The organism is Pedobacter sp. (genome assembly GCF_037719805.1).
Lineage (GTDB): Bacteria > Bacteroidota > Bacteroidia > Sphingobacteriales > Sphingobacteriaceae > Pedobacter.
Map to the genome: position 1 here is coordinate 1,116,126 of NZ_JBBJLZ010000001.1, position 11,648 is coordinate 1,127,773.

12 protein-coding genes are annotated in these 11,648 nt (G+C 40.7%); 6 read left to right on the forward strand and 6 right to left on the reverse strand.

Annotated features, from left to right (window positions below; all coding sequences use genetic code 11):
- Nucleotides 1-1,053 (forward strand): dTDP-glucose 4,6-dehydratase, encoded by a 1,053-nt coding sequence (gene rfbB, locus WKF66_RS05045; protein ID WP_489673308.1) that lies wholly within the window; start codon nt 1-3, stop codon nt 1,051-1,053.
- Between the two features lie 16 nt (nt 1,054-1,069).
- Here rfbB and WKF66_RS05050 read toward each other — a convergent pair whose 3' ends face one another.
- On the reverse strand, nt 1,070-2,302 hold the full coding sequence (locus WKF66_RS05050) for an ABC transporter permease (protein WP_489673309.1): 1,233 nt from the start codon (nt 2,300-2,302) through the stop codon (nt 1,070-1,072).
- A 90-nt stretch (nt 2,303-2,392) separates the two neighbouring features.
- Nucleotides 2,393-2,746 (reverse strand): HesB/IscA family protein, encoded by a 354-nt coding sequence (locus tag WKF66_RS05055; protein WP_489673310.1) that lies wholly within the window; start codon nt 2,744-2,746, stop codon nt 2,393-2,395.
- Nucleotides 2,747-2,865: 119 nt separating this feature from the next.
- Here WKF66_RS05055 and WKF66_RS05060 point away from each other — a divergent pair, with 119 nt between their 5' ends.
- From WKF66_RS05060 to dnaA, 3 genes are all read left to right on the forward strand, one after another.
- Nucleotides 2,866-3,396: a DUF7935 family protein gene (locus WKF66_RS05060; protein ID WP_489673311.1), complete on the forward strand. Its 531-nt coding sequence runs from the start codon at nt 2,866-2,868 to the stop codon at nt 3,394-3,396.
- On the forward strand, nt 3,374-4,948 hold the full coding sequence (locus WKF66_RS05065; protein WP_489673312.1) for an acyl-CoA mutase large subunit family protein: 1,575 nt from the start codon (nt 3,374-3,376) through the stop codon (nt 4,946-4,948). The genes WKF66_RS05060 and WKF66_RS05065 overlap by 23 nt, the downstream gene beginning before the upstream one ends.
- A gap of 187 nt (nt 4,949-5,135) precedes the next feature.
- On the forward strand, nt 5,136-6,566 hold the full coding sequence (dnaA, locus tag WKF66_RS05070) for a chromosomal replication initiator protein DnaA (protein WP_489673313.1): 1,431 nt from the start codon (nt 5,136-5,138) through the stop codon (nt 6,564-6,566).
- Here dnaA and WKF66_RS05075 read toward each other — a convergent pair.
- The 4 genes from WKF66_RS05075 to WKF66_RS05090 all read right to left on the reverse strand — a co-directional run bounded on the left by WKF66_RS05075 (nt 6,563) and on the right by WKF66_RS05090 (nt 9,011).
- Entirely contained in the window at nt 6,563-7,114 is a 552-nt protein-coding gene (locus tag WKF66_RS05075; RefSeq protein ID WP_489673314.1) for an NUDIX hydrolase, read from the reverse strand. The genes dnaA and WKF66_RS05075 overlap by 4 nt on opposite strands.
- Before the next feature lie 16 nt (nt 7,115-7,130).
- Nucleotides 7,131-7,907, reverse strand: a complete 777-nt coding sequence (locus WKF66_RS05080; RefSeq protein WP_489673315.1) for a TPM domain-containing protein — start codon at nt 7,905-7,907, stop codon at nt 7,131-7,133.
- A gap of 2 nt (nt 7,908-7,909) precedes the next feature.
- Nucleotides 7,910-8,353 (reverse strand): TPM domain-containing protein, encoded by a 444-nt coding sequence (locus tag WKF66_RS05085; protein WP_489673316.1) that lies wholly within the window; start codon nt 8,351-8,353, stop codon nt 7,910-7,912.
- Between the two features lie 76 nt (nt 8,354-8,429).
- Nucleotides 8,430-9,011: a LemA family protein gene (locus tag WKF66_RS05090; RefSeq protein ID WP_489673317.1), complete on the reverse strand. Its 582-nt coding sequence runs from the start codon at nt 9,009-9,011 to the stop codon at nt 8,430-8,432.
- Nucleotides 9,012-9,375: 364 nt separating this feature from the next.
- Between WKF66_RS05090 and WKF66_RS05095 the strand changes: the two genes are divergently transcribed.
- Both WKF66_RS05095 and WKF66_RS05100 read left to right on the forward strand, forming a co-directional pair.
- Entirely contained in the window at nt 9,376-10,917 is a 1,542-nt protein-coding gene (locus WKF66_RS05095; RefSeq protein ID WP_489673318.1) for an NAD(P)/FAD-dependent oxidoreductase, read from the forward strand.
- A gap of 50 nt (nt 10,918-10,967) precedes the next feature.
- The gene (locus tag WKF66_RS05100) at nt 10,968-11,327 is read left to right on the forward strand and encodes a CoA-binding protein (protein WP_489673319.1); all 360 of its coding nucleotides are present in this window, start codon (nt 10,968-10,970) and stop codon (nt 11,325-11,327) included.
- Nucleotides 11,328-11,648: the final 321 nt, after the last annotated feature.

Genomic DNA, 11,648 nt, shown 5'->3' on the forward strand with positions numbered 1-11,648 from the left:
ATGAAAAAAATATTAATCACAGGCGGAGCCGGCTTTATTGGTTCCCATGTTGTCAGAAGATTTGTGAATAACTATCCGGACTGTCAAATAGTTAATCTTGATAAGCTTACTTATGCGGGAAACCTGGCTAACCTGACTGATATAGAAAACAAGCCTAATTATAGGTTCGTAAAAGCGGACATTACTGATGCATCAGAAATAAATCAATTATTTAAAACTGAGAACTTCGATGCGGTCATCCACCTTGCCGCAGAATCACATGTTGATAGGTCAATAACTGATCCTACAGCCTTTGTTATCACAAATGTCATTGGTACTGTTAATCTTCTAAATGCTGCAAGAGAGTATTGGAAGGGTGATTATGATAAAAAGCGCTTCTATCATGTTTCAACTGATGAAGTATATGGAGCTTTAGGAGAAACTGGAATGTTCACAGAAACGACAGGTTATGACCCTCATAGTCCTTATTCTGCATCAAAAGCATCATCAGATCACTTTGTAAGAGCTTATCATGATACTTACGGTATCGATGTAGTGATCTCCAATTGTTCAAACAATTATGGATCCCATCACTTTCCGGAGAAACTAATTCCACTTGCCATAAACAATATAAAAAATCGCAAGCCTGTACCCGTATATGGTAAAGGAGAAAATGTTCGTGATTGGTTATGGGTAGAAGATCATGCAAGAGCGATTGATGTGATCTTCCACAATGCAAAAACTGGCCAGACCTATAATATTGGTGGGCACAATGAGTGGAAAAATATAGACCTCATCCATCTTTTATGTAAGATCATGGATAAAAAGTTAAATAGGGCAGAAGGTGAATCCGCCAAATTAATCACATTCGTAACGGATAGAGCAGGTCATGATTTGCGATATGCCATTGACTCTACAAAGCTTCAGAAAGAGTTGGATTGGGTACCGAGTCTGCAGTTTGAAGAAGGTTTAGAGAAAACCGTCGAGTGGTACCTAAGAAACGAAACCTGGTTAACAGATGTCACTTCAGGTAATTATCAGGCCTATTACAGCAATCAATATCAGGAAAGATAGTTTCGACTAAGCGTTTCTATTCATATCTTAAAGCCTCAACTGGATCTAGTTTTGAGGCTTTTTTTGCGGGGTAGTATCCTGAGGCGATGCCGACCAGAACACAAAGCGCAAAGCCACCAGAGATCCATTCCCAAGGGATAAGGAACGACCCGCCCATGGAGAATGATATTAAATTGCCGATTGCTATTCCAAGAAATATCCCAAAAGCCCCACCCATAAGACAAATCATTACGGCCTCCATTAAAAACTGCTTCCTTATCACTGCAGGATTGGCTCCAATAGCTTTTCTGATGCCTATTTCGCGTGTCCTTTCTGTAACCGATACAAGCATAATGTTCATCAGACCAATTGAGGCACCGATTAGAGTTATCCCACCAATGGCGATCCCGCCCATTACGATGTACTTCAGATTTTCAAATAACGTTTGTGCGACAGCATCACTTTTGATGATCTCAAAATTATTTGGCTCTGCGATCTTAACTTTTCTTATTTTCCTGAACTCCCCGGTAGACTCCCCAATAACGTTATCCATCTGGTCGTTGTTCACCACCATTACCGTGATCGTATAAGATGGGTTTGAATTTGAGTTGATTAGCTTGGCCTTTAAAAGAGGCACAAAAACTGCTCTATCACCACTAAAGCCCATACTTTGACCTTTTGATTCTAAAACTCCAATAACCTTTAGCCGATGATTACCCACATTTATGATCTTCTCTAAAGGAGATCCGTCTTTAAATAACTTAGTGCTGATCTCACTTCCGATGATACAAAGATTGTTTCCGCTCTCTGCTTCTCCGGAGGTAAAATTGCGGCCTAAACCTAGCTCTAAACCCTGAGAATTCAATCCATTCTCATCAATTCCCATGATGTTTATATTGGGGTTTGTCTTTTCGGCATCGTATTTAGCCGTAGCGCCTCCGCTTGCATTGACACTGATAGCAACAGTCGCAGGGGCTACTAAGCGCTCCTTAAAGTTAATCGCGTCTTCATATCTAATCGACCTGAAAGGTTTTGGTCGTTGTCCGCCTCCTCCAATTCTGATACCAATACCTCTGTTTCTAATGGTAAACGAGTTAGCTCCCATACTTGAGAATGCTTCAGTCATACTCTTTTTTACAGCATCAAGCGTGGTTAATATGCCTACTAAGGCCGACAATCCAATGGCGATGATCAATGCAGTTAACATTGTCCGTAACCTATTACTTTTTATGGATTGTATGGCTAGTTTGGCGTTTTCGGTATAGGTCATTGTTGTTGAGTAAAATCTTGTGGTCTATAAAAGTAAAAAGTCCCGCTGTTAAGACAGCGGGACTAGTTATAATGTTACAATGATTACTGATTAAACGGCAAAGCTGGTACCGCAACCGCAAGTACTCGCTGCATTGGGGTTGCTGAAAGTGAAGCCTCTGGAGTTTAAGCCATCTTGCCAATCTACTTGCATCCCTAAAAGGTACATCTGGTGAGCTTTATTCATGAATACCTTAATTCCATCAATATAAAACTCCTGATCCCCATCTTTCTTTTGATCAAAACCGAGTACATAGCTCATTCCTGAACACCCACCACCGTCAACACCAACACGTAAACCAAAGTCTTCAGAGATCTCCTGCTGGTCTTTTAACTTAAGAAGTTCTTTAACCGCACCTTCGGTAAATACCACTGGTGCAAATGCTGTTTCAACTGTATTACTCATAGCTTATAAATATATATCTCTTCAACTACTGAAAAAATGATTTCCGGTATAAAGATAAATAATTTGTACATTTTTGTTCAGGTGACCCTTTAATTATTACCGTAAATAAACAATTTCAAATGTACCTATCTGCTTTTTTATTTCAAGTTGCTATTTTTATAATTCCAGCAATTGTTATTATTACTTACATTCATTATTTGTTCAGACAAGAGTTTGATAAATACCTGGACTTAAAGTTTGCTCAACAAGGGTCTAATGTAAGTGACCCACTGTTGCCATTGAGACTTCAGGCACATGAGCGCATGATTGTGTTTGTTGAACGCATCAATCCCTCAAATGTGTTAATCAGACTGCATCAACAGGGAATTAGCGTATCAGATCTACAATCATTAGTAATCAATGAGATCAACTCTGAGTATCAGCATAACATAACACAGCAGCTTTATGTGAATGATTCGATTTGGAACGTAATTAAGAAGCTTAAGGACGATACCATTGCAATGGTAGGAAATGGGGCTAAAGGGCTTCCTCCCGAAGCTTCCGGAGTGGATTTAAGTAAAAGGGTGTTACAGCATATGGCTACCATGCAAGATAATCCGTACGATTTAACCTTAAAGCTTATAAAAAATGGAATCTACGAGCAGTCCTAAATTAAAAAATAAGTTTACTACAACTTCAGGCCTGGAGGTTAAAGAAGTTTACTGTTCATCCATTTCTCTGGATGAGGGTCCCGGCGTATTTCCTTTCACAAGGGGGATTCAAAAGGATATGTACAGAGGGCGGTTGTGGACGATGCGGCAGTATGCCGGCTTTTCAACAGCGGAAGAATCTAACAAGCGCTACCATTATCTACTAGCACAAGGTACTACAGGTTTGTCGGTCGCATTTGATCTTCCTACGCAAATAGGGTACGACTCTGATCATGAGATGTCTGATGGCGAAGTTGGTAAGGTGGGTGTAGCGATTGACTCATTAAAGGATATGGAACTGCTTTTTGATGGGATAGAGTTGCAAAAGATCACCACTTCAATGACCATTAACGCTACGGCTTCCATTTTGCTGGCTATGTATATTGCTTTGGCGAAAAAACAAGGGGCTGACATCAGACAGATCTCGGGAACTATCCAAAATGATATATTGAAGGAATATGCCGCCAGAGGTACCTATATATATCCCCCCAAGGCGTCGATGCGCATCATCACTGATATTTTCGAGTACTGTAGCCAGGAAGTCCCAAAATGGAATACCATATCTATTTCAGGCTATCACATAAGGGAAGCAGGAAGTACGGCTGTACAGGAACTTGCATTTACCATGGCAAATGGAAAGGCCTATCTGGCTGCCGCACTTGAAAAAGGGCTTGACATTAATATATTCGCCAAGCGCTTGTCTTTTTTCTTTAACTGCCACAATGACTTTTTTGAAGAGATAGCGAAGTTTAGAGCCGCCAGAAGGATGTGGGCTAATATTACTAAGTCCCTTGGTGCAACAGACGAAAAGGCCCAGATGCTGCGGTTTCATACGCAAACCGGCGGCTCAACTTTAACAGCACAGCAGCCTCTGAATAATGTCGTCCGCGTAACCAATCAGGCGATGGCTGCAGTACTAGGAGGAACCCAATCTTTGCATACGAATGGCTACGACGAGGCCTTGTCTTTGCCTACTGAAGCTGCCGCAAAGGTCGCTTTACGAACACAGCAAATCATCGCTTTTGAAACCGGAGTTACCGCAACAGTGGACCCTCTTGGAGGCTCTTTTTTTATTGAGGAACTGACCAATGAAATAGAGCGTGCGGCACAGCTATATATTGATAAAATTGACGCTATGGGAGGTGCGGTTAATGCCATTGAAAACAACTATGTGCAAAACGAAATTGCGGCGGCTTCTTATCAGTACCAACTAGAGGTTGAGGAGGGCAGCCGGGTAATAGTGGGTGTCAACCGCTTTTTCCAGGAAGAATCTAATAGTACTGAAGGTTTTAGAGTAGATGATGCCATAAGGGTAGCACAATCTGATAAAATCGCGTTGCTTAAGGCTGAAAGGGATGATTATGCCGTTCGACAAGCGTTAACTAATCTAAAACTATCAGCGCTAGGTTCTGAAAATCTAATGCATGGCATACTAGTTGCAGTAGAAGCATATGCTACACTTGGCGAGATCGCAAATGTGTTCCGGGAGGTTTTTGGGGAGCACTCAAATTGAATTAAAAAATAGTTATCAACACAATAAATTTAGGTTAAGCATGATATGGTATTGTTGTTTAAGCACTTACGAATTAGATGAAATTTATGTTCGATATGTTGATAATTTTCTGAATATTTGATCTCTCGAAACAGCCAGTTTTAAGTGCTCGTATCGTAACTGTAAACCAACAAATTATAGAATTGCAATGGAAAAAACTTGTACCGAAGTATGGAAGAACTGTCTCCAAATCATAAAAGATAACATTCCGAACCAAAGTTTCAAAACCTGGTTCGAACCGATATCAGCCCTGAAATTGGAAGGTAAGGTTTTGACCATCCAGGTTCCAAGTTTATTCTTTTATGAATGGTTGGAAGAACACTATGTTGGCCTGTTACGTAAAACAGTAAAAAAGCAACTTGGAGACGAAGGTAGATTAGAATACAACATAGTTGTAGACAAATCATCCAACACCGGTTCTCCCTATACTACTAACATGCCGAGTAATGGAAATGGAGCAGAAGCAAAGATTCAATCCATGCCTATCCCTGTTTCGATCAATAAGGACATTAGGAATCCTTTCATTATACCAGGATTAAAAAAGCTGAATGTAGATCCTCAGCTTAACTCCAATTATACTTTCGATAACTATATTGAAGGAGATTGCAACCGTTTAGCAAGATCTGCTGGTTACGCTGTTGCGGCAAAGCCAGGAGGCACTTCTTTCAACCCGTTGATGATCTATGGAGGGGTAGGCTTAGGCAAAACTCACCTGGCTCAGGCAATAGGTAATGAGATTAAACGTAACATGCCCGATAAACTGGTCATTTATGTATCATGTGAGAAGTTCTGCCAGCAGTTTGTTGACTCATTAAAGAACAATACTATTAATGATTTTGTCAACTTTTACCAGGCAATGGATGTCATCATCATGGATGACGTGCACAATTTCGCAGGAAAAGAGAAGACACAAGATATATTCTTCCATATTTTTAACCACCTTCATCAATCCGGTAAACAGGTGATCCTATCATCTGATAAAGCTCCTAAAGATTTAGCAGGTTTAGAGGAAAGATTGCTAAGCCGTTTCAAATGGGGCCTTTCAGCTGATCTTCAGATTCCTGACCTTGAAACGAGAATTGCGATCTTAAGGAAGAAAATGTATGCAGATGGAATTGAACTTCCCGCGGAAGTTGTTGAATATGTTGCTCACAACATTGACAACAACGTTCGGGAATTAGAAGGTGCCATGGTTTCTTTACTTGCACAGTCTACACTGAACAAAAAAGACATAGATCTTGCTCTTGCAAAGCAAATGTTAAAGAACTTCATTAAGAACACGACAAAAGAAATCTCAATGGAATTCATCCAGAAACTAGTCTGTGATTATTTTGAAGTGCCGGTTGACATGGTTAAGTCTCAAACACGTAAACGTGAGATTGTACAGGCCCGTCAGATCTCAATGTACCTTTCCAAAAGCCACACTAAATCTTCTCTTAAAACTATCGGTGCTTTCTTCGGAGGAAGAGACCATTCAACAGTAATTTATGCTTGTCAAACGGTTGAAGACCTTATTGATACGGATAAAAAATTCAAAGGATACGTTCACGATATCCAGAAAAAACTTAAAATGAGCTAAACTAATGCTCCAATCCTCATAAGGCCGTACATTAGTCCGGTGCAATGGATTGATTGGGCAATTTTGTTGTCTTTAATTAGCTGCTTTACCTCATCGATAGTATATTCTTCTACGGTTAAAACTTCATGCTCATCAAGATGTTGCTCATGGGTTTTAACTCCTCCTTTTAACAAATACGTATAAGTTACATTGTTTGAGGTAGCAGGATTGGGATAATTAGTGGCCAACAGCTCTGCACTTTCAAACGAATAACCAGTCTCTTCCAGCATTTCACGTTTGATGGCGTCCTCAGGTTTTTCATCTCCATCAATCACCCCACCCGGTATTTCTAATGAAATAATATTACCAGAATGTCGGTACTGACGAACCATAATTATTTTGTTGTCTTGCGTTAAGGCCACGGCACATACCCAATTTGGGTATTCTAGCACATAATAATCGTCCTTAACCTGACCGTTTTGAAGATCTACAACATCAACACGTAATGTCGCCCACTTTTCTCTAACGAGGTACTTAGAAGAAACTGTCTTCCATTTAATTACTTCCATCTAATTATATCTAGGACTACCAGCTTCCGCTACTACCGCCACCACCAAAACTGCCTCCACCGAAGCCGCCAAATCCACCTCCACCGCTTCCGCCGCCACCACCCCAGCCACCGCCAGAGCTTCTGCCACTTCCACCTAAAAGCATACCCCAAAAAAGGGCACCAGATACACCGCGACCACCAATTATCTGGCTTCCGCCACCGCCGCCGCCACCTCGTTTGATAAACGCGACAATTGCAACGATAATGACAAGTAAGATGATGATAGAGCCAATGCCTCCACCTTTTTCTTTTTTGGACTTCGGCGCATCGTTCTTATATTCTCCCCGGGTATATTTTATAATGGAAGTAGTGCCTTCATCTAAGCCTTCGTAATAGTTTCCCGTCTTAAAATTGGGCTTTAAATCAGTTTCAATGATCCTTTTAGCATAGATGTCGGGTAACGCACCTTCGACTCCATAACCAGTTTGGATAGACACCTTACGGTCGCCCAGTGCAACGACAATCATTATACCGTTGTTCTTTTCAGCACCGCCGACTCCCCATTTACGACCAAGTTCTAATGCATATTCGTTGATATCATAATCGCCAACAGTTTTTACAATTGCAATCGCAATCTGCGTCGAACTGGAGTCATCAAAAGCGACAAGTTTTTGCTCTAATTGCTGCTTTTGGATAGCTGAAAGGGTATTGGTATAATCATTCACAAGCGTAACAGGCTTTGCAGGCAATTCTTGTGTGAAGCTGTTAGAGGAATTAAGGAGTAGAAAAAGCGCTATAAAAAGTATTCTCATGCCTACTGAGTTTTTATCTGATCCATGAAAACTATCTCATTTGGAAGCTCATTTATATCCCCCTGTTCAAAAGGATAAAAGGTAGCAAGCTTTTCACCCGCTAACATAATTCCTGCAATAATACCCTGAACCAAGTTTCCAGAAGCAAAATGCGCTTGCATGGCCACTTTAGTGGTCTCCCAGAAATCTGCCGGAACCAGTTTGTTTATGCCGCTATCACCAATGATTGCGAACTTATGATCAGCATGCGCAAGATAGATTAATACGCCGTTATGGCGGGAAGTCTGAGCCATACCAAGTTTGCTAAAGTGGGCAGTAGCCTTTTCAATTGCATCACCTTCACAATGTTTATCTATTGCGATTCTAATTTCTCCGGAAGTGGCTTTTTCTGCTTCAGCAATAGCATTTGAGATTTGTTCTTGTTGCTCTTCAGTGAATATACCCATAGTAATTTTGTATATAAAAGTAAAAGGTAATGGTTGTTTAATTTCTTAAACGCCCATTACCTTCGATGAAATTAAATTAAAACTCGACTTTAGGGGCATTTTGCGCGCCGGCATCGGCTTTATATGCAGCTTTCTGACTAAAACCAAATAAGCCTGCAGTTAAATTATTGGGAAATGACCTTACCTTAGTATTGTAGGTTTGTACGGCCTCATTGAAATCTTTCCTTGATACAGCTATTCTGTTTTCTGTACTTTCCAGCTGGGCAGATAATTCACTAAACTGCTGCGTAGCTTTCAGTTCCGGATAGTTTTCCGTTAACACCATCAATTTACCTAATGCCTGGCTCAACTGGCCTTGTGCCGCCTGGTATTTTTGCATGTTTTCCTCCGTTAACTTATCAGGATCAATAGTAATCTGACTCGCTTTAGAACGTGCTTCAATAACCTGAGTTAAAGTGGTTTGTTCAAACTTAGCAGCACCTTTAACAGTACTCACCAGATTCGGAATAAGATCTGAGCGGCGCTGATAATTGGTTTCAACCTGTGCCCATTTAGTTTTAACACCTTCATCCAGTGTAACTAAACTGTTGTAACCACAGCCACTCACAGCAACCAGCAGGACTAAAACTCCGACTACCAATAAAACTACCTTTTTCATATTTTCTCTTTTTTGTTAAGTACATAACCCTTTCGGGCTGTTTTCGTTTATAACATTTACAATCTAACTGTTAGAACTCAATTAACGTTCCTTTGTTACATTTCAAAACAAAAAGCTGACAAACACCAGGTAATGTCAGATTTTTGTGACGATGTGTTACTGGCCAAACGACAAACTGACACGCGCAGAGAGAGTTTCCATTGCACAGTCCGTGCGTCCCTATTTCTACTACAAGAGACACCATTTAATCTGTGAGGTATGAAAAAGGTGTAATACTTAACAATATCTAGTATAAGCTGTCGATTTAATGTCATTGTTAAGATTTGTATATTTGCAATATTCGGGATAAAAACCTGACCTATTTATGCAAAAAGACATTGAAATAGTCATCGCTCCGGAGGAGCTGGAGCTACAGGATAAGATTAGAGAGCATATTGCCATTGCCTTAAATGTTCAGATTACCAAAATTGGCGGATTTAGAGTTATGAAGCGCTCTATTGATGCACGCTCCAGAAAAGTGATTTACCGCATGCAGCTCAAGGTTTTTATTGATGAAATCCCTCCTGAAGAACCATCAAAATTCCTGTATTCAAATGTAGCCAATGCCAAACGCGTCATCATAGTTGGCGCTGGTCCGGCCGGGCTGTTTGCCGCTTTGCAATGTATTGAAAATGGTTTAAAGCCGATTGTTCTAGAACGTGGAAAAGATGTAAAGCAACGTAGAAGAGATCTTGCAACAATAAATAAGGATGGTCTTGTTAATACGGAATCCAATTATTGTTATGGAGAAGGGGGCGCGGGAACCTATTCTGACGGCAAGCTTTACACCAGATCTAATAAACGAGGAGACATTAATAAGGTTTTGCAGATTTTTATACAGCATGGTGCTAATGCTGATATCGGCGTAGATGCACGTCCGCATATAGGTACTAATAAGCTTCCTCAAATTATAACAAGTATTCGCGAAACTATTGAGAACGCCGGCGGAGAGGTCTGTTTCAATCAGAAGGTAACAGATTTTAAAATACAATTTGGTAAAATTACTGGAGTTGTGGTTAATGGAGGTGATCTCTTAGAAGCGAATGCAGTGATTCTGGCAACCGGGCACTCTGCTAGAGATATATACGAGTTGTTACACCACAAAGGTATTTTAGTAGAAGCTAAACCTTTTGCATTAGGTGTTCGCATTGAGCATCCACAATCAGTTATTGACGCTGCGCAGTACCATTGCGATAGTAGAAGTAAATTCTTACCGCCTGCCTATTATAGCTTAGTAGAGCAAGTAGGCCAGCGGGGCGTATTTTCATTTTGCATGTGTCCAGGTGGGATTATTGCTCCTTGTGCCACTTATGAGAACGAGATTGTCGTCAATGGATGGTCGCCCTCTAAAAGAAATAACCCTTTTGCGAATTCAGGCACTGTCGTACAAATCACTCTTGATGACGTAAAGGGTGAACATCCGCTGAGGATGATGAACTTTCAGTCGGAAATTGAGAAACGTGCTTTTCAGCATGGAGGGGGAGATTTGGTGGCACCCGGACAAAGGATGGTTGATTTCGTAGAAAGAAGGTTATCTTCTGATCTCCCTACAAACTCTTACTTGCCGGGGACCAAAAGCGCTCTGCTTGATGAGATGCTTCCTGGCTTTGTGGCCTCCAGTTTAAAAAGCGCCTTGCCCATATTTGGCAAAAAGATGAAGGGCTATTATACAAATGAAGCGATTTTGGTAGGGGTAGAAAGCAGGAGTTCATCACCTGTGCGCATCCCACGTGATAAAGAAACCTTTCAGCATCCTACTGTTTCAGGATTATATCCATGCGCAGAAGGGGCGGGGTACGCCGGTGGAATTGTATCTGCTGCGATTGATGGAATAAATTGCGCGAATGCTGTTTTAAAGTATCAGTAAACACCTTTGGCATTTATTTGTTATTATTGATACTATATATAAAGTAAGGGATGAAAAAGACACTTATTATTGGAGCGACAACAAATACGACCCGTTATGCGTATAAAGCAGCTCAAATGCTGAAATCTAAAGGGCATGATATTGTTAACGTCGGCATAAAAAAGGGCGAAGTGGCCGGAGTGGAGATTGAGAAGCCTGAGACGATACATGAGGGTATCCATAGCATCACTCTATATATAGGTCCGGATCTTCAGGATCAGTATCATGATTATATTTTGCAGACTAACCCAAAGCGAGTGATTTTTAATCCGGGTACAGAGAACGATAAGTTGGAGGAGTTATTGAAAGAGAATGGGATAGAGCCTGTTGAAGCTTGCACACTGGTTTTATTATCGACAGGCCAGTATTAATACACGATGAGTACGAACAATTGCTTATTGCCTTGGCAGATTGAATTTGTTTAACAAATCCACCTCCTGAATTAGTATAACATAGGCTTCGGATTTACTCGCTAATGCCGATCTACACCTTAAGCCTGCTTCAGCAGCTTTGTGATTGGAATCCCCAATTTGTCTTGAATTCAAGGTAAAGTTCATTTGCCAGCATCATTTTCCTTATTTCATCATATTACTGATATTGTACTTGGTAAGATTTGCCATGAGCATGTCTAAATAACACATTAATAAAAGATAAATCACAAGTAAACGCCCGGGTTGGCTTATCCTTGACTT

Coding starts and splice junctions, on each gene's coding strand:
- WKF66_RS05050 (WP_489673309.1), bottom strand. CDS start 2,302: ATGACCTATACCGAAAACGCCAAACTAGCCATACAATCCATAAAAAGT.
- WKF66_RS05080 (WP_489673315.1), bottom strand. CDS start 7,907: ATGAGAATACTTTTTATAGCGCTTTTTCTACTCCTTAATTCCTCTAAC.
- dnaA (WP_489673313.1), top strand. CDS start 5,136: ATGGAAAAAACTTGTACCGAAGTATGGAAGAACTGTCTCCAAATCATA.
- WKF66_RS05100 (WP_489673319.1), top strand. CDS start 10,968: ATGAAAAAGACACTTATTATTGGAGCGACAACAAATACGACCCGTTAT.
- WKF66_RS05055 (WP_489673310.1), bottom strand. CDS start 2,746: ATGAGTAATACAGTTGAAACAGCATTTGCACCAGTGGTATTTACCGAA.
- WKF66_RS05075 (WP_489673314.1), bottom strand. CDS start 7,114: ATGGAAGTAATTAAATGGAAGACAGTTTCTTCTAAGTACCTCGTTAGA.
- WKF66_RS05060 (WP_489673311.1), top strand. CDS start 2,866: ATGTACCTATCTGCTTTTTTATTTCAAGTTGCTATTTTTATAATTCCA.
- WKF66_RS05095 (WP_489673318.1), top strand. CDS start 9,376: ATGCAAAAAGACATTGAAATAGTCATCGCTCCGGAGGAGCTGGAGCTA.
- WKF66_RS05085 (WP_489673316.1), bottom strand. CDS start 8,353: ATGGGTATATTCACTGAAGAGCAACAAGAACAAATCTCAAATGCTATT.
- WKF66_RS05090 (WP_489673317.1), bottom strand. CDS start 9,011: ATGAAAAAGGTAGTTTTATTGGTAGTCGGAGTTTTAGTCCTGCTGGTT.
- WKF66_RS05065 (WP_489673312.1), top strand. CDS start 3,374: ATGGAATCTACGAGCAGTCCTAAATTAAAAAATAAGTTTACTACAACT.
- rfbB (WP_489673308.1), top strand. CDS start 1: ATGAAAAAAATATTAATCACAGGCGGAGCCGGCTTTATTGGTTCCCAT.